This window comes from Trichocoleus sp. FACHB-46, assembly GCF_014695385.1.
In the GTDB taxonomy this organism is placed as follows: Bacteria; Cyanobacteriota; Cyanobacteriia; order FACHB-46; family FACHB-46; genus Trichocoleus.
Map to the genome: position 1 here is coordinate 12,102 of NZ_JACJOD010000066.1, position 25,951 is coordinate 38,052.

Below are 25,951 nucleotides of genomic sequence, written 5' to 3' on the forward strand. Positions count from 1 at the left end.
CTTGGGCAAGGAGAATCAAGATGCGATCGCGGTTTGCTTAATTAGGCAGGGCTAAATAAGGGAATGTAGGCTCAAGCGCCTTGTGACCTTGAGCGGGATTACCAGGTTGACCTTCATAGGAGACGTTGTCACTCAAGGGTTGCCCAGCCACCACGCTTAAGGTGATATCGATCACGTCATCTTTGATCAAGCGACCCCGAATTGGACTGCCTTTAGCATTGAGAGCATTGGCGTAGCCACTTGGGCCTGTGGTATCAATCCGCATAACATCAGGCAGAAAGGCACCGAGCAAGGCATTGGCTCGTGCTTCTGGATTGCCAAAGGCCAGCAGGGTCTGTTTGACTTCTCCCACAATGGGGCCAGCAATATTAGCCGCAGGTTGTCTGCCCGCTAAAGCCGCCGCTTCAAAATCAGGCCCCACGCTGTTTAAGGCATTCAAGAAGTCATTGGTTACAACCAAACCTTCGTTGATTGCGGGTCTGGCTAAACGCTCCACCTGCGTAAATTTGCCGTTTGGTCCCGCTGCTGAAATGGTTTCCCAAACATCAAAGGTTGTTGTAGCGGTAGCGCCTTGCAGAAACTGGATGGGGACTCGCACTGCGATCGCGTTGACGTTATAGCCCTTAGCAAAATCAATTGCGGTGCTAGGGTCGCGGAAACCTACTTTGGGGCCAATACCAAGCGCACCTGCCCGAACTCGGAAATATTGCTCCACATCAAAGAAGAATGGATCTTCTCGTAACCCCGCAAAAACAGAGACCTGGGAACCTCCGAGCGCGACCTGGCTGACTTCGGGAGCAGTATTGAGCGCTGTCGTTTGCAACTGCTGATTTGCAACTAAGGTCGCCCCATCGCGAATTGCCGTCAGCTTCATGCCCTGTTGGCCTTTAGCATTGGGCTTGTCAAACTCAAATCGTAGCGTTACATCTGGTACACCTGTGGGAGTCGCATCATTGTTGCCCACTCGCGAGACTTTAAACTCATATCGGGCTTTGGTGCTGAAGTAGTATTGCTGACGAGCCAGCGATCGCGGGTTTGTATTCATGATCAAGATCAGATCCCCGGCTGAAGCGTTGGGATTCTGATCTTGTTCTCGAAAGACAAATAGATCGGTCAAATTCAAATTGCGGCCTTTAGTATCCACCTCACCATCATCGTGGTCGGACGCTTTCAAGTATTGAGGTGCTAAGCCAGCAGTCAAAGCAATCCCTAAAACTAGCAGGCTTAACTGAGCCACAAGGCCAAAGCGCCAACGGCGGGCAGAAGTTTTAGGGGCAGTCGTGGGTTCATTCAATGAGGGGCTAGCCTTATGGGGCGTAGGGGGCTTAGGCATTATTAGAGGTCTCCTAAAAAAAATCAAAGAGTAGACTGCATCCAGCCGAGGTAGGGCGGCATCTTGGCGAGATTAGTAGTGAAATCTAGATGGAAGTACCTATGTCAGAGGAACTGAAGCGCGTTGCTGTTTTTTAGATTTCCATTGGCTCCAAGTAGCTCCAGCACCCAGCGCCATCAGGCCCAGAGCAGCAGTCGGTTCTGGCACGCTGGCGGGCGGGGTGGATTGGGCAGCGGTGCTAGCTCCTGTCAAGGCGATCGCATAAGTGCCACGGGTTGCACTCGTTCCCGCAAAACCACTCAGGGGCAATTCACCCCCTGGTCCTGTGGATTCTAGGACATCATTGGTGCCAGTCGCAAAAATGTCGCCATTGTTACTAACGGGGTTGTAGCCAGCACTCCCGATCGCTAGATAGTAAAGGCCAGATTGGCTAGGAGAGAACGCGCCAGAGAGCAGCGTCGGCTGTAGGGAGCCAAAGCTGTCATCGTTACCGTAGATACCTTTACCTTCTGCGTCAAATAGAAATAATTGCGGATCTTCCAGCAGGGCTGTAGGCGCTCCGAGAAGCTGATTGACTGGCAAATCCACCAAGGTTTCTAGACTGATAGTGGTAGCAGAAAAGGTCTGTCCCCCAGTTAAAAAAATTTGAAACAGATCAGCATCGTTGTCTGCCAAGGCTCCAGCAAGAAACTCTAGTAAAGCTGACCCAGAGGGGATGACTTGAGCTGTGTTGAGGGTCTGGCCTGCATCTTTACTTTCAATCAAAGTGACTGCATGATTAGGGCTAGCAGCCAAAAATACCCCTAACGTAGACAGCAATATTGCTGGTATAAATTTTTTCACAAATTTTCCTCTTAAGGAAGTTTTCTAAGTTCTCTCATTTACCCAAATAGGGAGTGTCTATAGCAACGGTCGCTGGGGCTAGGACGGATTGAGATTCGCTATGTCTTAAGTGGTATATCCTAAGTTAGGTAAAACAATCTCGCTCCTAAAATTCCGCTCCTGAAATCCCGCAAAGAGCAAGTAAAATAGATTACATTGCTTCAAGACGAGGACTGAGACACAGTCTAGTAATGATTTGGGTGATCTATAGAGGATGCCTGAAATTGCTTGAGTGCAAGCCAGACATGCAGAACTTACAGTCATACTGTGTTCGACGAAGTCAGGAATTTCCAGGCCAAAAAGTGCTCATTTTTTGTTCACTTTTGCTGAGCTGTGCTTAGCTAATCTCTTGGTGCCAGAGGATTTCGGTCAGCCGAGCCATACCGTTTTTGAGGTGGCGACGAAAGGTACTGAAGGGGACATCGAGTAACTCAGCAACTTGCTCTTGGGTCGGAGTGGGCTGAAGGTAAGTATGATAGAGCGCTCGGTAAAGTTTTGCTTCCCGATGAGAGGCTTGTAACGATGCGGCTGCTTCCTGAACTAAGTGCTGCAAAGCCGCTACTCGCTCAGCTTTACCTGCGTTGGTAGGCGATCGCTCCATCACCAGTCGAGATTGCAGCAGAGGATTATGGTAGAGCCGATCCAGATGGGTGAAGTGTCGCAACAAATCTCGAACTGCGATCGCAAAAGCAGGTTGGCTTAGAACTAGGAGAGGTTCACCCAGAGGTGCAGGAGTAGCAGCCTGCGCGGAGGCAGCAATTTCTCGCTGGGCTAATAACTCCTGCCAAGCCATTGGTGACACCACTCGCCAATCATGCCCATAAACCCCATAGCGCTGCTCCCCAATGGTGAAGTCTGCCTCAGGTAGGCGGGCTAAATCGGCATAGGCGAACATGGCCGCCCAAAAATCCGGATCGGCACAAGCGAAGAAAGTGAAGGCCAGTTTCGGTGTGAGGCGATGATGCTGAACAAAGTTAATGAAGATCAAGCTTTGGGTTGGAGAAACAGCCTGATAAGTTTCTCGTGCCATCCAAAAACGGAATAATGTCGCTCCTTCGCCCAAGCGTAGAGGAGCATAGGTTTGAAGATAAGACCATGCGGCTTGGGTGCCCGGGTCGCCAGCCACATCTGCGGCAGTGGCTTGGTGCAGGGCTAGAGTCATGACAAAGCCGACCAGTTGCTGCTCTACATCTCGAAACACCAATACATTTTGGGGCTGTCTTTCGAGCCAGTAGTCTGCTAACTGGGCTGAAGCTGCTCCCTCATGAGTCGTGACGATTTGAAGCAACGCGGGGCTATCGCTGGGATGGAATGTATCCGTGACTAAACTGCTGGTTTCTTGCCAAGTAAAGCGAGGGCGAACCGCAGGATTATCCCGATGCAGAAAAATGTAGTCGAATAGCACCCGATGCTGAGCTTCCCCCTGAGTTTGGCCGAGGCGCTGGGTGTAGTACTGGCGCGATCGCTGGTGGAGTTCGGCATACCAATCGGGATTGCGCCAGCGTAGATCAGCTACTAACACTTCACGAGCCAGATCATGGGGGAATAAACCTGCTCGCCCCGACTCGACAAAAGAGAGCGATCGCAACCAGTCGAAAAGTTCATGCACATCCGGTTGATCGAGCATGACCGCAAGCAAGGCTTCTGTAGTCAACCGAACTAAACTACAAGCTTCCAAAGCAACGCGATGCGCAGAGCTAGGCACCTCTTGCACAAATCTCTCGAGGAGGTTCTTGACGACATCCGGAGCAGCTTCAGGCTGAAAACTTAACTCTTGCCCCTGAGCAAAGACATCTGCGACTAGAGATAGAGCTAAAGGATACCCATAAGTAAAGTTGAGCACGGCCTGATGTTGATTTACCGGAACGGCTCGCTTGATTAGATAATCTCGGCTTTCCTCTGGGCTAAGGTTCCGTAAGGGTAAAAGATGGATTAAAGCTTGCCAGCCTGAATCAGTCCGCCAGCCCGCCGCAGGTGCATGACGACCCGCAATCACGGTGAGGATATTGGCAGGAAGCTGAGGTAGAAACTTTTCGCGCAGCCAACTATCAAGGGAAGCGAGATTTTCGTAAGTGTCGAGTACGAAAACCTGGCGACCTGTATGAGCCGCTAAAGCTACTAAAGGGGAGTCGGTCGAAGCTAGATTCAGATGAAATCGCAGAGCTTCTAAAAAGGACTCTGGCGATGGCTCGATGTTGCGGGCATCTAGTTGGATGACGGGGATCTGGGCTGGCTCACAGAGGCGGGCAAATTCTCCCAGAAGTGTGGTTTTGCCAACGCCACCAGGCCCAAAAATATGCAGGACATAAAATGGCAACTCAGCTCGGTTTAAAGCTGACTCAAATAGGTGGCGCTCGTGGGTACGTCCTACGAATCGCTGCTGGCGTACTGCCTCTAGATGCTCAGATAAGGATGGCATGAAAAATTACAGAAAAGTGCGGAGAGCTAAAAACCGCTGTAATTCGTCCAGTAAGGTTATTCTTTTGATGTTCAATATATCGCTATATCGCTGAATTGTTGCCTATTTGAGATTGCTAGCGATCGCTTAAGGAGGCGCTTACAGGGTTGAGCTACAACGTTTATTTGCCATTTTTGAATCATCCTAAATTGTGGACGCAGTCACCGTAGGATTGTGACCAAAGGCCAGACAGTCTACCTCACCCCGAACTGGCTCAAACTATAACGATGCGACCGACACTAGGGAATTAAGTAAAACTTATCGGTTAACGACAGAATGAGGGTTTCAGCCTTTTTGGGAAGAGAGCGATCGATAAGCTGGGATTAACTGCCTCTTCTCGTTGAGATGTAACAACGGCGTATCAATGCTTTGTGCTTGTTACCTGAAGAAAATAGAATTACTTCAGCTAAATGTTGAGGCTGCTCAATGAAGGTAGACGGTCACGGCCAAGCCAAAGTTTTGACACCTGATGAAATTGGAAAATTGTTCGAGGCGTTTGAAGGCGATCGCGATCGCGCTTTATTCGGCATCTGTCTCTACACGGGATGTCGCATCAGTGAAGCCTGCGCGATGCTCACCACGGATGCCTATGACGCGGCGGGGGTCAGAACTAAGATGACGCTCCGCAAGGCCCACACAAAGGGCAAGCAGGAGACGCGCCAGATTCCGGTCAATTCGGTTCTCAAGGAATACCTGGAGACGTACTGCGCCGGGGCGGGTAAACAGTACCTCTTCTCCGGACGGCACGGGCGCGGGCACATTAACCCCAAGTCGGCAGACGAAATTCTACGGGAGACGTGCGATCGCGTGGGTCTAGTGGGAGTCAGTACACATAGTTTTAGGCGAACGGCTCTAACCCAGATGAGCAGTGCAGGAGTGCCGCTGCGGGTGATTCAGGAGATATCCGGGCATCGTAGTTTGCAGGCGCTTCAACGATATCTGGAGGTGTCGGAGTTGCAGCTGGAAGGGGCGATCGCGGCTCTCAGATTTTAAGGTATAGCCAGTTGCTAACAGATTAGTGACTCAAAGGCAATCGCCAGTCTGATTTAATGCACTGGTTAGAGTCTAAAGTTGTCCTTATGGCTTGCGACTCACACCAATCCTGATTCTTTTCCTCCTGGTTGCTATGACTGACCAACTGCCTCAAAAGATAGTAACCACACCCCTCCCGGCAAACGAAACTGAGCGGTTGGCAGCGTTGCATCGCTACAAGATTCTCGATACTCCCCCCGAAACCGCATTCGATCGCATTACTACCCTGGCAGCACGGCTGTTTGACCTACCCATCGCCCTGGTTTCTCTAGTGGATGAGTCCAGGGCTTGGTTTAAGTCCTCCATTGGCTTCGATGCTTGTGAAGTTCCGCGTGATGCAACGCTTTGCAGCTTTGCCCTGTTAATGAACGAGCCTCTGATTGTTCCCGATACCCGCAAAGACGATCGCTTTGCCTGTAACCCCTTTGTCCAAAGTGACCCCGGTGTACGCTTCTACGCAGGTGCCCCTCTCTTAACTCCAGACGGCTTCAACCTCGGCACGCTCTGTTTGCTCGATACTCAACCCCACGAGCCCTTGAGTCTCAAGCAACAAGCAACCTTGGTTGACCTGGCCGCAATGGTGGTGGATGAACTGGAATTGAGATTGGCAGCTCATCAAATTGCTCAGGTAGATGCGGCTTTGCTAAAGATTACTCAAGCCGTGGCGACGGTCACGGGTGAGGCTTTTTTCTCGACTCTGGTGCAGCACCTTGCTAAAGCTTTAGACGTAGATTATGCCTACATCGGCCTAGTAGAAGGTGATGAGCCCAAAATGCTGAGAACGATCGCCACCTGCGCTCACGCTCAGCTTGTGGATAACCTGGAATACCCGCTGCAAGATACGCCCTGCTGGGAAGTCATTGAACAACGAAAAACTTGCTGCTACCCCCGCCATGTGCAAGCTCAGTTCCCTGATGCACCCTTACTGAAGCCATTTTCAGTTGAAAGCTATGTAGCAGTTCCCTTCTTTGACTCCAGCGGCAAACTTTTAGGGTTGTTAGGGGGCACGAACACGGATATCACCGAGCGCAAGCAGACGGAAGAAAAATTACGCGAATCCGAGGATCGCTTTCGGGCATTCATTGAGACAAGTTCCGACGTGGTCTACAGTATGAGCGCGGATTGGAGTGAGATGCGCTTTCTCGAAGGGAAGAATTTCATCGCCGATACCAGTGACCCAAGCATCTCCTGGTTGAAAAAATATATTCACCCGGACGACCAGCCGCACGTGCTAACAGTCATTCGAGAATCCATCCGCACCAAAAGCATTTGCGAGTTGGAACACCGTGTCATTCGCGTGGATGGCACATTGGGCTGGACTCACTCACGCGCTATTCCACTGCTGAACGCACAGGGTGAAATTGAAGTATGGTTCGGAGCAGCACGCGATATCACCGAGCGCAAACAGGCAGAGATTGAAATTCAAAAGTTTGTTTCTCTTGCCGATAACAGTGGAGAGTTCATCGGTATATGCGATATGAATTTTGTCCCGTTTTATGTCAATCCAGCAGGTCAGCAACTGGTCGGGCTAGATGATATCCAGCAATATGTCGAAACCTCGGTCAAAGACTTCTTTTTTCTTGAGGATCAAGACTTTATTATTAACGAGTTTTTTCCTCGTGTCTTACAGGAAGGACGGGCAGAGGTAGAAATTCGGTTCCGTCATTTCAAGACGGGTGCAGCGGTGTGGATGATCTACAACGTCTTTTACATTACAGGTGCGAATAACCAGCCAATAGGATTAGCTACTGTTAGCCGTAATATTACTGACCGCAAACGAGCAGAAACTCAAAGTCAGCAGCTTCTAGAGCGCGAACAGGCAGCGCGAGCGGAAGCCGAACGCGCCAACCGCATCAAGGATGAGTTTTTAGCGGTGCTGTCTCATGAACTGCGATCGCCTCTGAACCCAATTCTCGGCTGGACGCGCTTACTGCAAACCGGCAAACTCGATACTACCCGGCAAGCCGAAGCCATCGCCACAATCGAACGCAACGCCAAGCTGCAATCGCAACTGATTGAAGATTTGCTTGACATCGCCCGCATTATGCAGGGCAAGCTGACCTTAACCGCGACCCCTACCAGTTTGGCGTTTGTGATTTCTGCTGCCCTTGAAACCGTGCAGTTGGCGGCAGAAGCCAAGAGCATTGCCATCGTGCTGGACCTCACCTCGGATATCGCTCCCGTCTTTGGTGATGCGGCCCGACTCCAGCAAGTCGTGTGGAACTTGCTCACTAACGCAGTTAAGTTCACACCCAACGGTGGACAGGTAGCGGTTGAACTCAGACAAGTCGGTCAATTGGCTCAAATTCGTGTGAGGGATACAGGCATGGGCATCTCTTCCCAATTCCTCCCCTATGTGTTTGAGTACTTTCGCCAAGCAGATGGTTCCACTACCCGCAGATTTGGGGGCTTAGGTCTGGGTCTGGCGATCGTGCGGCAAATTGTGGAACTGCACGGGGGCACGGTGAGTGCAGAGAGCGCTGGGGAGAATCAAGGTGCAACCTTCCTCGTGCAATTGCCTATCATGCCGCAAACAGCATCAATCGTTCCTCAGCCAAGCTGCACTCAAACAGAAACAAAAGTGCCTTTAGACAACATTCAGATTTTGCTGGTGGATGACGATACCGACACCCGCGAATTTCAGGCTTTTCTGCTAGAACAAAATGGCGCTAAGGTCACAGCGGTTAGCTCTGGTGAGGCAGCACTGGAAGTCCTAGAGCAGTCTGTTCCAGATGTCATTGTCAGTGATGTGGGCATGCCGCACATGGATGGCTATATGCTGATGCAGCAACTGAGAGCCTTACCCCCAGAGCAGGGCGGGCAAACTCCGGCGATCGCCCTAACTGCTTATGTGGGAGAGTTGAACCACCAGCAAGCTCTGCAAGCGGGATTTCAGCAGCATCTCGCCAAACCCATTGAACCCGATAAACTCATCAAAGCCATCACAACTTTGGTAAGAAAAAAGTGAGTGAGGAAATGGAAAGTACCCACAGCCCGTGGGTGGAACGGTACAGGTTTCTAAGCACCCCGCTGCACCCTCAAAAATTAGTCTCAGCGGATAATAATGCTAATTTTCCACTAGGACTAAATTGGATAAATTTCCTGGATGAGCCGAGGGGCGTGAAAGGGCGTGATCAAAATGCTGCGATCGCACCTCTTGATTTTTCGGCTTGCGAGGAGGTGTTATATGTTTTTTTGCAAACATTGCCGAAAACGAATAGTGACGTGCTTTTTGTAGTACGCCTCAAACCATTGAGAACTCAAGCGATCGCACCTCCAACAATGCCGAAGTTAGTCATTTTCGGCATTGTTGACGTTCCTGCTACACAACTGTGAATCAGCTGGCAATAGATGAAACAGTGCTTCACAGAGATTGGTACAGCAGGCCGATTCTAAACAGTTGTAGAGTTCTATCCTACTTCTGTAAAGCTGATATCAAGTTCACTGCTGCTAGGGAACTTTACACCTACAGAATCTAGTTGAAAGACTTAGCCTATCTGTTACCCAAACCTTGAGGTTGATTGAGGAGAATTCACTGCTGATGCCACGTTCACCTATCGGTGTCTCTTTGGGCCTGCGTCTGTTCTGTACCACGCTCGCCCTTATCCCTGCAATTCCTGCTGCGGCCCAGGCTGCGGTCCCTGTGTCTCCAACAAACTCTTTACATCAAACTGTTCTAAACCAAGCAAATAACACTCAGAGATGGTTGCTGGCAGGTAAAGACGACAAAGATGATAAAAAAGACCACAAGAATGATAAAAAAGGGCGGGATAAAGAACGGAAGCGGGATGACGATCGCAAGGAGAATCGGAAACGAGATCGCGTTGAGTCTGAGTACTATGAGCGCACGACCGAGATCCGAGTTCAGGAAAGTCAAGGGTGGCGGAGCTATGTGAACGTAGCACGACTCGCCAACTCGAGCTCACTCGTTCTGCAACTCAATGTTCTGCAAAAACCGGTAACTCGGTATGCCAACGTCGTCTACATCGTCTATGCCCGCCAGAACAACCAATGGGTCCAGGCTTATACCAGCACTGGCGCTCGCTTAGTGGCTAACCAAGCCGGACAAATCACCTTGAATCCAGAAGTGATTCGACTCGACCAGCTGAAGCTAAGTACAAACGTCGATTATTCTCAGCTACAGCTGCGAGTGGAGACTCAGATTCGCTACGATGTGCGCGATGGCCAGCGAGACCAGCGGGTGGTGTTTGAGCAACCCTGCAACTACGCTACCCTAACCCAGATCAACCGAGTCGAGCAGATTAGCACCACCAACACCATCAATACCAGTACTACAACGGGCAGCACGACTCAAACGAGTGGGAGGCAGTCTATCACCCTAAGTAATGGCTATCGCGTCACCTTCTTAGGTGTGAACTACACAAGCAGTAGCTCGATCTGGCGCTACTACGTGGAAGAGTTACCGGTGGCTCAGGACTTGAGCAACTGGGTGTTAGGGTTGCCTCCTTGTGCTAGGGTGTTGAACTCTTCTCTGAAAGGGGAGTTGGTCAACCCTGACCCCAATGCAAAGATTAGTGGGATCAAATGGCAACCGGGTGGAGGATTTGAGCGAGGTGAGTTCTCCGTCACCTTGAATGGACGCTGGGCTGTTGGCACTACGACTGTAGCGGTTAAGGGGCCTGATGTGGCTCGTGGCCAGCTCCCTGGACCTAGTTGCAGCAGCATCTAGACGCTGGAAAATGGCCAAGAGGAGAGTGCATCTTTCCCTTGGCCTTGAGACTGGCTATTTAGAGAGTCAAGGCCCACTACTAAACCAGCTCGAATTATTGACTCAAAAAGCTAGAGGAAAGGGAGTCTCTCGCTCAACGAAAGTTGCTGGTTGGGTTAAGACAGCAATGGTAATAACTAGTTGTTCTAAATCTACAGGCTTTGCTAAATATGCAGCATACCCCGCAGCTTGTAATGCCCTAACGCCGTCTATGTTGAACTCGAGCGGGATAGGCGGTAATAAAAAACGATCGCCCTCTCAGTAAACGGGGCGATCGTTTACCTTTTGAAACCTTGCTCTTACTTTACTCGTAATACCCACCCTGAACAATCTTGAGATTAAGTTAGTACTAGAGTTACTGCTTGCTGATCAGCACCTCTAGAGGTTAAGTCCTAGCTCATAGAGCATTACCGAAACGAGGCATTCCTGGCTACATTTTGTGCAAAGCTAAGTAAGCTTTAAGCAGTAAGATTTCTAGCCTTAGCGACCAAAATTTCTCCATTGCTATACAAGGGCGAATTGCACCGAAGTCTGCGTGACAAGCACCGAGCGGTTAAGGAGCCGTGTGAGGCAACGAGTCTCATGCACGGTTCTGAAGACCAGCGGGGTGGGTGACTGCTCCGCTGAGTTTAACTCCATTGCTATACAAGGGCGAAGAGGCCGTGGCGAATCCCATACAAGACTCGAGCAATTAAGACTTTGTCTGATTCTTGAGCCGCTCTGGCCGTAGACAGAGTAATTAGCCAGCGATACTCTGTTGCAGTCAAGCTACCACACAAGAAAATACTGCCAATCAATTCTTCTAAATCAGACGCTTGGGAAAGCACTAAAGACTGCATAGCGGCTAGGCAAACGTTGAATTGCCAACATTAGATGACGATTCTAGAGTGCCTCGTGGCAGTTACCTTTGGCACCGAGCGATCACGGATATTTTCCCACTAGCAATTTAGTTCGCTCCATAGATTCCGCTGCTAGCAGTCAGGAGAGTAATGGCATTGAGTTAAACTCAGCGGAGCAGTCACCCACTCCGCTGAGTTTAACTCAATGCCTAAAAGCGTTAAGGAGTTCCCTAGCTAACGAGCCGAAATCAGTTTTATCGGTCAAACTTATTGCCCCGGTGGCGCAAATAGTTGTTGCTTATGGCCTCACGTGTTCTACGTGTAAAGTATCCAACACCCACTAGTCCTAAAAATAGGCGTGAAAGGGCGTGATCTTTTTGTAGAGATGAACAACTGACATCTCTGAGGAGGGGCGGAGAACGACGACGACAACAACTATTAGCGCGATGACAAGTGCCCTAAACTTTTTCTGGGCGGGGGCTGATTAAGAAAACAGCATCTACGACGATAGATGTAGCCGTCGTCGCGGTGACAACAAAACTGAAAGCAATGAGGCCCGCTCACTGCCTCAGACTGATACTTAGCTAAGTAGTCTCAGTAAAATAAATAGTAGAAAAGTTACAACTGATACTTCGTATTGCATATTACTAGATTTATTGTACTGGGAGAAAATAAGCGTTAGTCCTAAAAGGACCAGGGCGCTGGGAGGATGGGAGGACGAGAAACGCTGATCACTTCGTTGTCTTCGTCTTTGCCAAAATCTGATTACCAGGCAAATAACTCAACGAACTTGGTGGGAGCATCTACTAATGGCACTCGGTACCCTTGACAAAAGCGTGAGTTTAGCTGTGGCTGAATGCCACCTTGACTATGGATTGGCATCGGCTCTCGCCTCCCTTGCTACTGGTGAAATAGCCGCTGTACGTGTGACGGGTGTGTGTGACCCAGTGTTCTCCGGACAGGTTGCTGCGCAGCTCGGCAAACTCACCCACGGGGCGAGTTACCGCAACTTCCAGCACATGCATACCGTTGGGATGAGCTTCTTTGAAGCTGTGACACCGGAAAAAGAACATTTATATTTCTCAACCGCCGAGGCCGTAATGCAGGAACTGCAAGACGTGTGGGCACCGCATGTATTGCCCACGGATGTTGTGCGCGCAGCTCTTAATGAGACGTGGCCTGCCGGACTCACGACCCTGCAACACCCATCGGGCCAGACAATGAGACCATGTTTGGCGCGCACGATCGAGCATGGAACTGAATTACGTCCTCATGTAGATCGCTGTGATTGGTACAGCCACGCGGAGTTTGCAGAGCCATACGCCCAACTCTCAGGCAACATCTATCTTTCAGTGGGAGATACGGGTGGCGAACTCGCGATCTGGAATTCTCGGCCAGAGCATGCCTCTAACCCTATTGCCTGCGAATGTAGCGTAGACCGGGACTATCTTGGCGAGCCAGACCTCACCTTGACACCGCGTGTGGGCGAGATGATCCTCATTAACTCTCAGCTCGTGCACGCTGTGGGAAAGGTGCGTGGATTGCGAAGTACGTTGTCCTTCTTTTTAGTACTCCAGACGAAGGATAGTCCGCTGTGGATGTACCACTAGTTCTAAAAAGCTCGCTGAAACCCGCATGGTTATCGATCCCTCAAAATTGCGGGATCGAAGAATCAATTCTGCGGAATGGAGAAGCCCATCCGCGCGGGGACATTAGCGGCTGGAGCGGGGTGGAGTAAAAGCTCTATCCATCCTTGCGTTCAATTCTTTAGGCTGGCCCCTGTGTACTTGGTACACACCCTTGTATACGCAGTACACATCCTGCCCACCAGGTCAACACCCCCGCCGCCTGCAGTTTCCGCATCGCCCGCTGTTCCAGTTTCCTTGCAGACTCCCGACTGACATGCGGGCGATCGCCCGCATGTCAGCCTAGCCAGTATTCATCGCTCATGTTTTCATAAGTACAAGATATGCTGGAAAGCCTAAGCTAGATTAGGTTTTAGAGCCTCTATCGCAGCAAGGTTCTGAATCAGAATTATTGTAAAGCACGCAACAACTCAGACCGTTTTAGAGAGTTTCAGCGATCGATCGCTGCGACAGAATTACAATTTCAGACCATAGCTTTTAAGTTATCTAAGCCAGATTCAGTCCATTTGAAATAGGTGGTCATAAATCTCACTGCCCTTAACTGCAACTTCACTTCTGGCAGGAACTCAAGGCAAATAGCCTTTTCTTACACGAATCGTTGCCATACCCCTATTACAGCGATACGTGGTATTTCATTGCAGTATCACTATCTTAATTTCATTCTCAGTGAATGAATTGACATCAACCTGTACTTTGGTGATTGTATATTGTTGTACCTGAGTATCCCAATACTCAAGTGAACTACGTTATTAAATAAGTTCTAAAAGCGTTCTCAGAGCGACTTGATTGCCGCTAAACAATATAGTATTGTTTAGAAACGTCTGAAACTGCCGAGTCTAAAACAGCAGCTTTTTAGGTTGGTAGTTCAACAACTAAATAACAACGGTCTGCCCGAAAGGAAGCCGCACTTGTATAAGTGTGGCTTCCTTTTTTTTGTTTCTTGTTTCCACCACTAACGACAAAAAAATGAACTCATCTAGCAAGAAGAATAAAAAACCTAAGCAGCAGAAAATAGTCCGCCAAGAACATCAAAAGAAACCTGCCTGGAAAGGAAGGAAGTCTCTACGAGGACAACCAGAAATCTATGATGAACTGAAGAAATCCCGGTCTTTTGGAATCACACTAACGGCTTCAATTGGCATAGACGAAATCAGCCAAGAACTCTCAATCTCTAGGAGTGAACTAATTGAGCGGATTGGTCGCCGCCTAATTCAACTTCAGCTCCCGTCAAGCCCAAGCTTCAGAATAAGACCTAATCAGTGCCAAGTTCAAGAATATAGCCAAATCTTTTGTATTGAGAAGGATCAATAAAGAGCTTATAGAGAGGTTTCAGCATTTATTGAAGACCTCTCTTTTATTACTAAATCTCAAATTATTTATTGAGCCCTCAGCTCATATTAAGACCAAAGCTCTTTGTAGTATTGGGCTTCAGTTATTAAGCCAGCAAAATACTTCCGGCACTAAAAATGTTTCCTTCCAAGCTGGAAGTGTTGATGATCAATAAATAATTGATAAATTGCTACTTTTTTCAATCTTCTGAATTCCAGTCTACTCAATTTCAAAGCTTTTTAATAAGAGCCAATTTAACGTTGGTGAACCTTCCATAACTCTAGGAGTTTTTTATTATGGCGAAAGCTTTGAACCTATTTGACGCACGTCAAGACTATTGGAAGTACCTTCAAGCTAATTATTCAATTGAAGTTACTCAACGAAGCTGGAACGAATTTAATACGTCCCTCCTGCGCTATGTTTTACCTCAACTAGGCTTTCAGCGTGAGGACTTAACCAGGAAGATCACGGCTGCGGAAACGGAAGCTGCTTTAGCGTTTCTGAAAAACCAGCCGATCGCAGTGTTACTGAAGTTTCGAGTGTCTCTTCAGCAAGGTTTTGAGATCCTGCAAGCTTCTAAAGCCAGTCGTGCTACTTACTATGCCCGCACAGAACAGTTCTTGGATTGGGCCGAAAAACAAGTCTGGTACCCGGATGCTCGACGGGAGAAGATCCGAGACCAGTGTTGCCCTCCGATTGTAACTGGGCGAGGAGACTGTAGTAACTTAAAACTCACTGACCAAGGCAAACGTAAACCTTATAGACTCCCTCCTGACAATACGCCTATCAAATTGCAGCAAGATTTGGAGGAGTATCAACGCTTTTCCTCTGCGCCATATTATTCAGGCCGAGTGATTGAAAAGTTAAAGGCTTCTTCAATGAAGGAGTATTTGAAGGGCATCCGGCTCTTGCTAGGGTTTGCAAAAGACCATGCAGCTTCTACTGTGCCTTTAGAGGAGCTACGTCTTACTTCTCTTGTGCCTCTAATAACGAAGGAGTCGTTAGAAGACCTTAACGGGCGGCAGCAAACAAAGCTGTGGCGCGAGGCAAAACGCAAACTAGAAGCGTTTATTTGTGACTACTATTCGTTTCTCAAGACTTTCTCACAATCCTTCAGCCCCCACACCCGGGTAAACATGCTCTGTGCCTTGTTGAGCGTGGCGAAGTTTCTCTATAGAGACGAGGTGGAGCGAGACATTGACTACCAGCAAATTCCAATTTTTACGGTGCTCTATCGATACTTAGAAATTGTTCAAGCTGACATTAAGGCGTGGAGGACAGCAGGGCAGTCAGTCGTGGACCAATCCAAGAAGTGGCCAGACCCAGTAGAGGGTAAAACCGCGTTGACTCTACTTCGAGAAACGGTGGTAGAGCCTTTGCGCTTAGAGTGTGCTCCGCGGGATCAGTGGGGTCAATTTCGCGTAGAGCGGGCGATCGCCAAAAGCCTGCAAATTTTCTTGCTTTGGCACGGCCTGTGTTATCGCCCTCCAGGTCGTCAAGAAGAGCTGCGTACCTTAAAAGTCTCGCTGAGCTGCCCGATTCAACGCCCTGCTGAGGTTCCCGAAGATGGGTGCTATTTCCCAGAACCACCTCTCGAACGCCGCCATAAGAACGAGAACGGCGTCGTAGACGACAACTACCTCTATCGAACTTACGTGTACGAGAATCAGGTTTATCCAGAGGGGGTATACGTCCTGGATATCCGCAGCTATAAGACTGCTGAAAAACACGGTCCCAAGTTGATTTTGATTCGCAACCAAATCCTACCGGATGGGAAGCGCTTATATGACTACTTCGATCAATACCTATGTGGCATGTGGGTGGCAAGTGGTGACTCTGAGGATCGCTTTTACCAGTGGTGGGAGGCTGGCTTACAAGGTCAGCGAGGGCGCTGGGCGACGAAGGGGCGCATGGAGTTTGAGCCGGAGACTTATAGAGAACAGGCAAGCTCAGCTCAATCCCCTCTTTGGTGCTGGGGGTACATGTTTGTGCAGCCGTTAGCAGGAAAGGTGATGACTCCACAGGCTTTTTCCCGTGCTTTTGAGATTCCGGCTCATCGATTAATTGGTAAACGGCCCTCGCCCCATACGCTACGTTATATCTGGGCCACATGGGCCTTCCAGCAGCAGTTAAGCGATCGCGAGATCGAGGCGTTGGCCTTTGCGATGGGCCACACGGTTCAGACTTTACGGACGATGTATGAAAAATGCACTGCTAATGAGAAGTACCGGGCGATCGACGAGAAGATTGAGGAGCTGCTGTTGCAAGATTTGCTCCGGGAGGCCAGCCAGGCAACGCAGGGAAATCTGCCACTTTTGATTCAGGTGGCCCAGCAACTGAGTCCAGAAGAACAGCAGCAGCTTGTGGCAGCTTTGAGATTGTGATTGGTCAGGAATTCCGTTTATCTCAGGACTTGATCTTAAGGGTTTTAGGAGTTATTTTAACTTTATTAAGAGCTGAAGCGACTGAATTGGTACGCCTTTAGCCGCAAGCTTAATCTAACCCAAGGTCTGCCCGCAAGGAATCCTTTCTCTATCACTAGAGGGATTCCTTGCGGGCTTTTAAAGTTTGAACGCTAAATCGAGGTACAGAATGCAGATGGTTAACGGACCAAGAGTAGTAAAATTAGCTCCAATCCAAGCTAAGCCCACTAACAACACGCTCTTGCCAAAACTCAGCTTGGTTACAAAATGATGACACCATCATCGTTAGATACAAACCCAAAACTACAGCTTTACATAAGACCTAAGGGCACAGCCCAAGGAGAGGAAATGACCGTAGACCCGCCCGTTAACCCAACCTTACTAGATCCTTTCTCAGCGATCGCAAAACCGAGTACTCCATAAAAAAAGGTTGCTCTCTGCCTTCATTCTGCTCGCTGCTCAGGCCTTGACCCAAAAAGCTGAATCGACTGGTAATCGGTTCACAGAACTTGGAAAGAACAACCAAGTAACAAATTCTTGTAAAACTCAAGGTAACACTTTCTCCGACATTTCGACACGGGGAAAAGACTGAGATAGCGTAACCAAATGGCAGAGGGCCACCTGACAATCACAAATCAGGAAGGCCCCATGAAAATCAATATCTTGGCTCTCATTGTCCTACTAAAGAGAGCTTTAGTTCTTCAATCTCCAGTAGAGACCCTAGATTTAATCGAATTGGTGTTGCTCAAAAGCAATAATCTCCCCTCGAAGAAATCTGCTTTTGAGATAGCGATACCATCACCCAAGCGGAAGCGTCGTCGAATCTCTGGCATCACTCAGATCGCAGCCCTACAAAGACGGGTGGGTCGCAATCCAGCCAGCGGCGGGATGCAGGGACATCACTCCCAGACTCGACAAGCTACAACTGCAATCCGGGCTGAGAGGAGTGAAATCATCCCTTCTCTCATGAGTGATGCGGACAAGATTGAGTGGATGTTGGATGATTTTCGAGCGAGTGCAGTTCCTGACCGACTCACTTTAATCAATGCTCGCTGGGTGGAGGGCGACGAGGTCGTCCAGATTGCAGCGGAGGAAAAGATTGCTCAAATTCAGAAGGTCAACAGCTACGTCACTCAAGCTACTAGAAGGTACTTAGATCAGTCCCGATCCCTGATTGCTGGTGCCTGGATTGTTTATGGTTGCGATCCAAACGGGCTGCACAGCGGGGAGGTTGGTTGCATCAAACCGATTCAACCTCGGACAACAATCAGTAAAGGCAAGCGGAAAAAAATTAAGTACGAAACCCCAGCAGGGATGAAGGCCTTACCCATTCAACCTTGGGTGGATGACGAAACCGCAGCAGATATCTACAAGCGATATGGCGTGACTCCCTTTCCCAATGAAACCTTTTGGCAAGTGGTGAGGCGATACAACCTACCGATTGGAATCGCTGAAGGTCTGAAGAAAGCATTGTCTCTGATTGCTCATGGCTTGCCTGCGATCGCCGTTCGGGGTGTCGCCTGTTGGCATGAAAAGGGTTCTCGTGAGTTGCACCCCGCACTCAAGAACTTCGCCACTGCGGGCAGAACTATCTTCATCATCTTCGACCAAGATGAAAAGCCCAGCACCCGCAACCAGGTGGAGAGGCAAATTCAAGCACTGGGGACAGAGCTAGAGCAGTTCGGCGGCAAAATCTTCGTGCCCACTTGGGATCGGGCCTTAGGCAAAGGGGTGGATGATGCAATCGCGGGACAAGGCAACCAAGGTCAAGTCTGGCTGGATGGTGTGCTGGATACTGCTCAACCTCTGAAGCATTTGAAACGCAGCCGACAAATCGCAGCAGCCTCCAACGAAATCGACCGACATAACGCCCTCACCTACTCGGTCGAGCGGGAGACGGAAGGCGAATACTTACCAAAACTGCCACCGCTAGAACGGGGAGCGATTCATATTGTGTCCGCCAGCATGAATGCAGGTAAAACACGAAGGATTGGTCGGGAGTGGGTCAGAGAGGCTATTGCTATGGGCTGGAATGTATTAGTGCTCTCGCCGCTTAACTCCTTAGGCCAGCAGACGGCTCAGGATTGGGGCTTACCTCATATCCATGATTTTGGCACCTCACCTGAACAACAGCAAGCGCTCTGGAGTTATGTCAGTGCTTCTCATGGCGTGGTACTCTGCCCCAACAGTTTGCCCCGGCTTCCCGCTTCCTTTGGAGAGCGCCCAGTACTGATGGTTATCGATGAAGCCAACCAAGTGATTGAGCACATCAACGAAGGCAACACGTTAGGCAACCGCTGGAGCGATATTCAAGAACGCTTTGCAGCTGTTACTACCCATGCTATTCAGACCGGAGCGATCGTCCTTTCCGAGGATGGCATTCCAGACAGAGCAGTGAATTTCATCAAAGCGACCTCTGGGGGAACTAAGGTGCGAGTCTTTAAGCACCGTAAGCAGAGTTCTCCTTGGGATTGCACCGTCTACTCCGGAGCGATTACTCAAGCCAGTGGCTTCCGGGCACAGATGCTGGAAAGGGTTCAATCGGGTCAACGCCTTTTGTTCATGACCAGTTCCCAGCGGGAAGCCAAGCGAGTTGAGCGGGCGATCGCCCGTGTTGCACCCAGTGTTAAAACCATTCGCATCGATTCGCAGACTAACCAGCAGGGACAGTTTAGAAGTTTCTTTCAATCGCCTGACGTTTGGCTAGAAGCCAATCAACCGGACGTGCTGATTTTGTCTCCTTCGGCCAAATCGGGCGTGAGTATCCAGGGAGGTGTCTCCGTTGAAAACGCTTACTTTGATGCTGTTTTGGGCTATTTTCCCACCCTCGCAACCGACACCCACATGCAGTTGTTGGGACGATTTCGGCCCCCTGTACCCCGGATCGTCTTTATTCCTGAATTTATCCTCGGTAGTGGCGACGAGTCTTTGTGGAAACCGAGTGCCGTCAGGCGGCGGTTGGAAATCAATGCCAAATGTCTAGCGAGTGTTTATGAGGTAGAAGATCTGTTGACGCTGCCAGAGGATCGGGCAGAATTAGCGGCCCGAATTGAGTCAGCTGTTTTCGACTACCTGGCGGTATCAAAGACTGTATCCGGCCTCCAAAAGTTTATTGCTCGTCATGCCTTGGTGGAGCGATTGGAAAGCGCAGGCCATCTCGTGCAGTGCCTGACCTTAAAAGCAGATGCGGCAGTTGCCACCTTGTGGAAGGAAGTGCAGCAAGAAATTTGGCAAGAGGAAGCAGAAGCGATCTCGACGATGCGGCTTGATCCAGAGGTTCACACGGTGGATTGGGCGAGGAAGACCTTAGATTCTTTAGAATGCACCTACGAAACGCGCCTCATAGCCTTAAAAGTGCTGTGGCGGCATGAATTCCCTGGCATCTTGTTTGACGATTTTGAAGAGGCTTACGAGGCCCTCTGCTACCGAGATGGGGCGATGCGGCGTGGGGTTTTGTTGCAAGCCAAAGTTGAAAATTTGGATGCGGCAAAAGAATCTGACCGCGAAGCAGTGGAGACGATTTTCAAAGGAAGTCTCCGCCCCCTACACCGCCTACCGAGAGAGCATATTAAAGCGCGGCTGATTGCCGAGACTGGCGTGCTATCCCTGCTAGATGGGAACCCTTACAGCAATCAAGACCCCAGAGCGATCGCCATCAAAGAAAAGGCGTTGCACTATGCCAACGAAATTTATTACCAGTTGCGATTGCAAATTAAGCCAGACCAAACTCCGGTGGAGATTGCTCACAAGCTGCTAAAAAAATTGGCGATCGATAAGGGCAAGAAGGAGCGGCCTGGTGATATTCAACTCGTGGCTCGGCCCGGTAGGCGGGAAGAAAAACGAGACAACGTCTACCGGATTGATCTCAGTGTGAATCCGGTTCGGGCTCGGCTGCTTGAAGCGGCTCGGCGCAAGCTTTATAGCTCTGTGTCCTCGATTTGTAATAAAGAAGTCACTAACTTACGAATTGATGACACCACTCAAGATCAACAGGTATTGCCCCATCCTAAAGAATGGGTGGGGGCGGTAGTCACCCGTGCTGGGGCGCTGGGTCGTTGGGTGATTGAAGCCATCTCTGATGTTGGGGCCTCGATTAAGCAGCTTGATGGTTGGGGATTTGCTAGCCAAGTCCCCCTGGATGAACTGAGCTTGTTGGAGTAGGTGATCGCCTACCGTTGAACCAAGTTTTCCAAGAGCCTAACTAGGCGATCGCCTGTAGCTGCTTGTTGTCTAGCTGTGGGTGACTGTTCCTCCACATTTCCCGCCACTCGCTCCATTTGTTCAATTCCTTTCAGTCACTACATGACAATACAGGGGCAAATAAAGAGAGGGAGAGGGGAGCGATCGCATTTCTCCGGGCAATCTAAAAATGCACGTGTCGCGGCTCGGTTGACTGAGCTTTTTGATGAGTAAGTTACGAGCCTTGTGGCCTGCCTGGTTTCCCTATCCCAGTTCTTGGTTCAGAGCTTGGGGTTTGGCAATACCAACATTTGCTGGAGTGGCAGTTTTTAGTCTTGAAGTTTGGCGCTTCTTCATCCTGTTTATTGTCGGGACAGCCGAGCAAGCAGAGGGCATGTCATTTTTCCTTTGGATGTCCGTGGGAGCCTTAGCCGCATCGCTAGTCCTTTATTTGGTGTTTGTAGGCTTGTACTCTCTACTACTCCGCCTGTTCTGGACAAAACCGCCTCAATGGGTGCATTTCCGCGATTGGAAGATGGTGCTTTACGGTTTTGTAGTGACTACGCTAGCAATATTGGCAAGTGCCATCACCTTTGCTTCATTTCTCAAAGCTATTCCAGTGGGTGATTCAGTCGTTGCCACGATTCAAAGAAGAGATGGCTTGGATGAGGAACAGGTTATAGAGAGGCTATTTGGCGTTTGGTTTGTCGTTGCCGCTTACTGCTACCAGACAGAGCTGCTAGTTCGCCAACGTCTCAATAAAAAGCGATCGCCCTAATAAGGTGAGCGATCGCCCTTCCAACAGCTGATTAGATTTTTATGCTGCTACTCCAACAGATTTTTTAGGTAAACCGCGAGGACACCTAACTGCCAGATCAGGCTGAACATGGTTCCACAAAGTCTCTAGTTCTTCTGCCAGGTACTCTGAATCAATTTCTGTGGTTGGGTCGTGTTGTTCGTCCTTCAGCACAGCATAGAGACTGGTTTGAAGAGTACTGCTCTCATCCTTCCACTGACGATAGCGCAGCTCTGGTTGATAACCCATCTCTACCAGCAGTGCCAGAGTTTCGCTGATGGTCATATTCTCAACCTCACTCAGGACAACGTAGAGCAAAACTTGTCCCGGTCCTGGCTTAACTGGCATTTCTAAGGGTGCTAAGGGCTGTAATGGTGCTACGGATTGCATAGTTCTATCCTCTGAAAGTGCATTCGTAACGTTTACCTTTGCCAACTTTGCGAACGTTGGAAATGGTGACTTTTGACCCTCCTTGATGAGTCGCTGTTCTTGCTAAAGCTTCGCACTTTTTCTGAGCTTCTGCGACGCTATCTGCCCACACATAATCAATCCAGTTTTCTTGTTCGCCTTCAGCTTCTGGGTCATCCAAAACGGGCATAGGAATCAGGATTGGGTTTTCCAAAGTGTGCTTGACCTGCCAGTAAACTGCTCCTCCAACGGTTACTACTGCAACAACACACTGAGGCGTACTCATACATGCAGCTACAGCAGGAACTAAAGCCGCAGGGGTAGCCTCCGTTTGTTGTGGGATTGACAGAGCTGCTGTGGCAGCAGCGAGGGCGATCGCTACTTGTTTCCTAAACATAGGCATTTCTTTGATTGCGAAAGTTAGTTATTTCTCGTACTGAAGGTGTAACTCTGGTACGTCCCCGCCGCGTTGTACTGGATGCCGATCCAGGTTTCGCGATCGGTGTCCAAGGGAAAATATTCCACAGTGCCAATGAAGCAATAGGGGAAGCCAGCCAAATTCCGCATAGCATCGGTGCTGTTGCCTTCTGCAACATAAATGAGTCGGCTTAACTGCTCCCGTGAAAGTGTGGCTTCTGGATCTACCACCTGGCATTGCTCTTGAATTGGAGCGGCTGCATAAGGGTTGTTTGCAACGGCTTGAGTGCCAAGGCCCAGCTCTGCACCAATATCTTGCTGGCATTGCTGCATCGTTGTAGCTAGCAGTAGCCCGAAGGCAAGTTGTTTCATCACTGCCCCCTAGCTTCCAGTTTCTAGAAACTGTTGTCTCAACTTGTTATAGGTTTCGAGTTCCGCTGTCACCTCGATTTCAAACCGCTCCATGCCACGCACAGCGCCTCTGGCTCGGTAAAGGTTAATTTCACCTTGAGACGAGTCTGTCGAGGTTGCAGCCGCTTGCTCGTTGAGGCGTTGCAGCCGCTCTGTTAGTTCTTGGCCCCTTTGTTGCAAACTGCCTATTTTGGTTTGCAGAGTGGCGAGCGCTCCTCCCACTTCTGGCGGTAGCAGTTCCCCCTCAATCACTCCGGCGCTGGCCCACTCCTCGGAGTAACGAGACTTCGCATCGATCACCCAATCTTTAGACTGCATGCCCTCGGTTTTTACCCGCTGGGCGAAGTCAGAGAAGAGCGATCGTGCCAGTTCGGTAAATCCGCTTTTGTCACGTAACAGCGGCTCCGGTGCAACTTCAAGCAACCAATTGAACCAACGGGTTCTAATCGTCACCTCTTTGACACTGTGCTCATCTGCGATCTGCTGTGCGGTGTATCGTGCGGACTGTGCGGTAGATGTGCGGCTAGGCGTGCTACTAGGGTGCGAACGCACGTGCGTTGTTACGTTTTCCATATGTACTCATTCCTTAGAATCCTTGATTTGTTCAGTTTTCAGGTTGTGCTGTACGTGTACAGCGATCGCACAGAATCCGCGCGGTTGCATGTGCTTTTCCCGTGCGATCAGACAAATAGAAGCTTATCAAATTTGGCATCTTTTGGCATCCAATGGCATCCAAATGAAGCTATTCTTTAGAAATTGATGCTTTTGAGTAAAATGAGATGCGTGATTTGGTGACTAACGACTTGCCACGAAAAGACGAGCGAATTTCTGTCCCGTTTGATGCGGAGACCTATGAGCGACTAGAGCAAATGGCTAACCAAGAAGAGCGGCCTATTGCTCGACAAGTCACGCTATTGGTGAAAGCCGCCTTTGAGTTGATTGATGAGCAAGGCTTTCGGCTAGTAGAAGGGAAACTGAGAAAAATCTCTTTTGAAGAGCTGGAGACTAAGGATAGCTAAAAGCTCTTCAAGAGAAAAATAGTTTTTATATAAAGAAGTTGCTGCAGCAGCTATGCCAACGAAATTTATTACCAGTTGCGATTGCAAATTAAGCCAGACCAAACTCCGGTGGAGATTGCTCACAAGCTGCTAAAAAAATTGGCGATCGATAAGGGCAAGAAGGAGCGGCCTGGTGATATTCAACTCGTGGCTCGGCCCGGTAGGCGGGAAGAAAAACGAGACAACGTCTACCGGATTGATCTCAGTGTGAATCCGGTTCGGGCTCGGCTGCTTGAAGCGGCTCGGCGCAAGCTTTATAGCTCTGTGTCCTCGATTTGTAATAAAGAAGTCACTAACTTACAAATTGATGACACCACTAAAATTCAACAAGCAGCGCCCCATCCTAAGGAATGGGTAGGGGCGGTGGTCACCTGTGCCGGGACGTTGGGGTGTTGGGGCGTTGGGTGATTGAAGCTATCTCTGATGTTGGTGCCTCGATTAAGCAGCTTGACGGCAGGGAATTTGCTAGCGGAGTTCCCTTGGATGAGCTGAGCTTGTTGGAGTAGGCGATCGCTGATTAGATGGGCGACGAGTGCTTTGAGTTTGTCGTGAGTTAAAATCTCTGCTTGGTCATAAGAAACGACTTTCATCAATCTCTAGACCTCAACACTATCGATAAATGAGAGAGCTTCATCTAAGCAGGTAAAGCGCCATCGGATTTGCCCTGGCTGACTTTTACCTGCTTCTGCAACCTGAGATACTATGTTGCGCCACCCCCGACGTTTATTGAGTTTTACTAAGAAAGTTGTCGACTGCTCTCGAATGATTTTGACAACTTTAAACCACTCGTTATGCCATACAAGCTCGGACTGTACAGATACAGATTGAGATTGCTCTCGATCCCGCATTCTTTTCGCTAAGTCTTGGAGGGAATGCGCCAGTTTTTCACGATGAAATTCTCTATCAAGTTCGTAGGCGCGGCTGAGTCTTTCGTCTCTTTCAGCGTCAGTCCACCCTCTTTTCTTAACAAGACGTTGAACATACGCTTGAATCACGAGTTCTTTAGCTTGCTCTGCACGCAGCTGGCCACAGCCATCCTTGATACCCATATATGAGCAATGCACCTTGACCTTGGGTACCCACCACCCATTGAAAGATTGAGTGATGCCACCAATGCAAATTCTGTTGAAAGTAACCAGGCTGGGAAACTCAACCCTTTCCATATCTTTGACTACTTCACTTAAAAAGATTGTAGTTCCTCATATAGGGGTTGAAAAGGCGTTCATGTATGGCTAGATCAATATCTGCTGCTCGTTGTTCGTATCTGCCCTGGTAATTCCCGTGCTGATGGGTGTAGTCAGCCTTAGTCTAACCGCATGCTGGTCGCCTACCTTGCCGCTTCAATCACCTGATTGGCTGTAATTTGTAATTCTGGAAATGCCTGGGAAACAATGCGATCGTTTCCCGTAAAGCGAGTCACCTGATACTCACCGTCTAGCAAGCAGCAGACTGAGATAGTGGGTTGCTTCGGAGAGCCAATGTAGCGAGATGCTCCCAATGCTAAGTAATCGATGATCCAATATTCAGGGATGCCCATCTCTTCGTAGTCTGTGAGCTTCCGGCCATAGTCATCCCGCCAATTGGTACTGGCTACTTCCACCACCAAGCGAGCTGACCTACCAATGGTAATGGTCGAGCGCTTTTCCCATAGAGGATCGTCTTTGACAGCCTGCTCATCCAGTACCACTACATCTGGTAGATATCCTGCTCTATCAGTAAATGGCTTTACTGTGCAAGTTCGAGGAATAAAGCAAGGTAGACGCTGCTGCCTGATCTCGAAATTTAATTCAGCCACAACGAAGCCAGCAAGCTTTTCATGAGTACCCGTGGGGTTCAACTCGACTACAACTCCATCAATCAGCTCATAGCGTCCTGGTTCTGGGCACCAATCCAGAAACTCTTCAAAGCTTAGTAGGCTGGGTAAGGCTTGAACCATAGCGATCGCCTGAATTTCTCTCTTCACTATAGTTGGTGCAACGGCGTTGGGTAAATTAAGCCTAGATCCAACCAG

The 25,951-nt window shown here is 49.4% G+C and carries 20 protein-coding genes; 10 read left to right on the forward strand and 10 right to left on the reverse strand.

Going from position 1 to position 25,951, the window contains the following annotated elements:
- Positions 1-37: 37 nt before the first annotated feature.
- The 3 genes from H6F72_RS26360 to H6F72_RS26370 form a co-directional block, all read right to left on the reverse strand.
- Positions 38-1,333 (reverse strand): DUF4331 domain-containing protein, encoded by a 1,296-nt coding sequence (locus H6F72_RS26360; RefSeq protein ID WP_190442478.1) that lies wholly within the window; start codon positions 1,331-1,333, stop codon positions 38-40.
- A 99-nt stretch (positions 1,334-1,432) separates the two neighbouring features.
- The gene (locus H6F72_RS26365; RefSeq protein ID WP_190442480.1) at positions 1,433-2,176 is read right to left on the reverse strand and encodes a PEP-CTERM sorting domain-containing protein; all 744 of its coding nucleotides are present in this window, start codon (positions 2,174-2,176) and stop codon (positions 1,433-1,435) included.
- 376 nt (positions 2,177-2,552) lie between these two features.
- On the reverse strand, positions 2,553-4,634 hold the full coding sequence (locus tag H6F72_RS26370) for an ATP-binding protein (RefSeq protein ID WP_190442482.1): 2,082 nt from the start codon (positions 4,632-4,634) through the stop codon (positions 2,553-2,555).
- 465 nt (positions 4,635-5,099) lie between these two features.
- Here H6F72_RS26370 and H6F72_RS26375 point away from each other — a divergent pair, with 465 nt between their 5' ends.
- The 4 genes from H6F72_RS26375 (at position 5,100) to H6F72_RS26390 (ending at position 10,395) form a co-directional block, all read left to right on the forward strand.
- Positions 5,100-5,666, forward strand: a complete 567-nt coding sequence (locus H6F72_RS26375; RefSeq protein ID WP_190442484.1) for a site-specific integrase — start codon at positions 5,100-5,102, stop codon at positions 5,664-5,666.
- Between the two features lie 133 nt (positions 5,667-5,799).
- Entirely contained in the window at positions 5,800-8,673 is a 2,874-nt protein-coding gene (locus H6F72_RS26380) for an ATP-binding protein (RefSeq protein ID WP_190442486.1), read from the forward strand.
- Between the two features lie 152 nt (positions 8,674-8,825).
- Positions 8,826-9,041, forward strand: a complete 216-nt coding sequence (locus tag H6F72_RS26385) for a hypothetical protein (protein WP_190442488.1) — start codon at positions 8,826-8,828, stop codon at positions 9,039-9,041.
- A gap of 205 nt (positions 9,042-9,246) precedes the next feature.
- Positions 9,247-10,395, forward strand: coding sequence for a hypothetical protein (locus tag H6F72_RS26390; RefSeq protein ID WP_190442490.1), 1,149 nt, complete (start codon positions 9,247-9,249; stop codon positions 10,393-10,395).
- A 680-nt stretch (positions 10,396-11,075) separates the two neighbouring features.
- Here the strand turns inward: H6F72_RS26390 and H6F72_RS26395 are convergent.
- Positions 11,076-11,273, reverse strand: coding sequence for a hypothetical protein (locus H6F72_RS26395; RefSeq protein ID WP_190442492.1), 198 nt, complete (start codon positions 11,271-11,273; stop codon positions 11,076-11,078).
- A 1,232-nt stretch (positions 11,274-12,505) separates the two neighbouring features.
- Between H6F72_RS26395 and H6F72_RS26400 the strand changes: the two genes are divergently transcribed.
- The 4 genes from H6F72_RS26400 (at position 12,506) to H6F72_RS26420 (ending at position 21,628) form a co-directional block, all read left to right on the forward strand.
- A complete protein-coding gene (locus H6F72_RS26400; RefSeq protein WP_190442494.1) occupies positions 12,506-12,883 on the forward strand; it encodes a 2OG-Fe(II) oxygenase in 378 nt (125 codons plus the stop codon).
- A 1,661-nt stretch (positions 12,884-14,544) separates the two neighbouring features.
- On the forward strand, positions 14,545-16,632 hold the full coding sequence (locus H6F72_RS26405) for a hypothetical protein (RefSeq protein ID WP_190442495.1): 2,088 nt from the start codon (positions 14,545-14,547) through the stop codon (positions 16,630-16,632).
- Between the two features lie 687 nt (positions 16,633-17,319).
- Positions 17,320-20,832, forward strand: coding sequence for a DUF3854 domain-containing protein (locus H6F72_RS26415; RefSeq protein WP_190442498.1), 3,513 nt, complete (start codon positions 17,320-17,322; stop codon positions 20,830-20,832).
- Between the two features lie 244 nt (positions 20,833-21,076).
- Positions 21,077-21,628 carry a hypothetical protein gene (locus H6F72_RS26420; protein WP_190442500.1) on the forward strand — a complete coding sequence of 184 codons (552 nt, stop codon included), beginning with the start codon at positions 21,077-21,079 and terminating at the stop codon, positions 21,626-21,628.
- A gap of 39 nt (positions 21,629-21,667) precedes the next feature.
- Here H6F72_RS26420 and H6F72_RS26425 read toward each other — a convergent pair whose 3' ends face one another.
- From H6F72_RS26425 to H6F72_RS26440, 4 genes are read right to left on the reverse strand one after another with little or no spacing between them, the layout of a single operon-like run.
- Entirely contained in the window at positions 21,668-22,036 is a 369-nt protein-coding gene (locus tag H6F72_RS26425) for an acyl carrier protein (protein ID WP_190442501.1), read from the reverse strand.
- 4 nt (positions 22,037-22,040) lie between these two features.
- Positions 22,041-22,451, reverse strand: a complete 411-nt coding sequence (locus tag H6F72_RS26430; protein WP_190442504.1) for a hypothetical protein — start codon at positions 22,449-22,451, stop codon at positions 22,041-22,043.
- Positions 22,452-22,474: 23 nt separating this feature from the next.
- Entirely contained in the window at positions 22,475-22,843 is a 369-nt protein-coding gene (locus H6F72_RS26435; RefSeq protein ID WP_190442506.1) for a hypothetical protein, read from the reverse strand.
- Positions 22,844-22,852: 9 nt separating this feature from the next.
- Positions 22,853-23,455: a hypothetical protein gene (locus H6F72_RS26440; RefSeq protein ID WP_190442508.1), complete on the reverse strand. Its 603-nt coding sequence runs from the start codon at positions 23,453-23,455 to the stop codon at positions 22,853-22,855.
- Positions 23,456-23,661: 206 nt separating this feature from the next.
- Here H6F72_RS26440 and H6F72_RS26445 point away from each other — a divergent pair, with 206 nt between their 5' ends.
- A complete protein-coding gene (locus H6F72_RS26445; protein ID WP_190442509.1) occupies positions 23,662-23,901 on the forward strand; it encodes a hypothetical protein in 240 nt (79 codons plus the stop codon).
- A gap of 81 nt (positions 23,902-23,982) precedes the next feature.
- Positions 23,983-24,348, forward strand: a complete 366-nt coding sequence (locus H6F72_RS26450) for a hypothetical protein (protein WP_190442511.1) — start codon at positions 23,983-23,985, stop codon at positions 24,346-24,348.
- A gap of 188 nt (positions 24,349-24,536) precedes the next feature.
- Here H6F72_RS26450 and H6F72_RS26455 read toward each other — a convergent pair whose 3' ends face one another.
- Positions 24,537-24,989, reverse strand: coding sequence for a hypothetical protein (locus H6F72_RS26455; RefSeq protein WP_190442513.1), 453 nt, complete (start codon positions 24,987-24,989; stop codon positions 24,537-24,539).
- Positions 24,990-25,267: 278 nt separating this feature from the next.
- The coding region (locus H6F72_RS26460) for a Uma2 family endonuclease (RefSeq protein ID WP_348252590.1) at positions 25,268-25,951 on the reverse strand (684 nt) is incomplete at its 5' end.

Excerpts from the sequence above, each read along its gene's own strand:
- H6F72_RS26360 (WP_190442478.1), bottom strand. The coding sequence starts at position 1,333 with ATGCCTAAGCCCCCTACGCCCCATAAGGCTAGCCCCTCATTGAATGAA.
- H6F72_RS26370 (WP_190442482.1), bottom strand. The coding sequence starts at position 4,634 with ATGCCATCCTTATCTGAGCATCTAGAGGCAGTACGCCAGCAGCGATTC.
- H6F72_RS26375 (WP_190442484.1), top strand. The coding sequence starts at position 5,100 with ATGAAGGTAGACGGTCACGGCCAAGCCAAAGTTTTGACACCTGATGAA.
- H6F72_RS26380 (WP_190442486.1), top strand. The coding sequence starts at position 5,800 with ATGACTGACCAACTGCCTCAAAAGATAGTAACCACACCCCTCCCGGCA.
- H6F72_RS26390 (WP_190442490.1), top strand. The coding sequence starts at position 9,247 with ATGCCACGTTCACCTATCGGTGTCTCTTTGGGCCTGCGTCTGTTCTGT.
- H6F72_RS26395 (WP_190442492.1), bottom strand. The coding sequence starts at position 11,273 with ATGCAGTCTTTAGTGCTTTCCCAAGCGTCTGATTTAGAAGAATTGATT.
- H6F72_RS26405 (WP_190442495.1), top strand. The coding sequence starts at position 14,545 with ATGGCGAAAGCTTTGAACCTATTTGACGCACGTCAAGACTATTGGAAG.
- H6F72_RS26415 (WP_190442498.1), top strand. The coding sequence starts at position 17,320 with ATGAAAATCAATATCTTGGCTCTCATTGTCCTACTAAAGAGAGCTTTA.
- H6F72_RS26420 (WP_190442500.1), top strand. The coding sequence starts at position 21,077 with ATGAGTAAGTTACGAGCCTTGTGGCCTGCCTGGTTTCCCTATCCCAGT.
- H6F72_RS26425 (WP_190442501.1), bottom strand. The coding sequence starts at position 22,036 with ATGCAATCCGTAGCACCATTACAGCCCTTAGCACCCTTAGAAATGCCA.
- H6F72_RS26430 (WP_190442504.1), bottom strand. The coding sequence starts at position 22,451 with ATGTTTAGGAAACAAGTAGCGATCGCCCTCGCTGCTGCCACAGCAGCT.
- H6F72_RS26435 (WP_190442506.1), bottom strand. The coding sequence starts at position 22,843 with ATGAAACAACTTGCCTTCGGGCTACTGCTAGCTACAACGATGCAGCAA.
- H6F72_RS26440 (WP_190442508.1), bottom strand. The coding sequence starts at position 23,455 with ATGGAAAACGTAACAACGCACGTGCGTTCGCACCCTAGTAGCACGCCT.
- H6F72_RS26445 (WP_190442509.1), top strand. The coding sequence starts at position 23,662 with ATGCGTGATTTGGTGACTAACGACTTGCCACGAAAAGACGAGCGAATT.
- H6F72_RS26455 (WP_190442513.1), bottom strand. The coding sequence starts at position 24,989 with ATGGGTATCAAGGATGGCTGTGGCCAGCTGCGTGCAGAGCAAGCTAAA.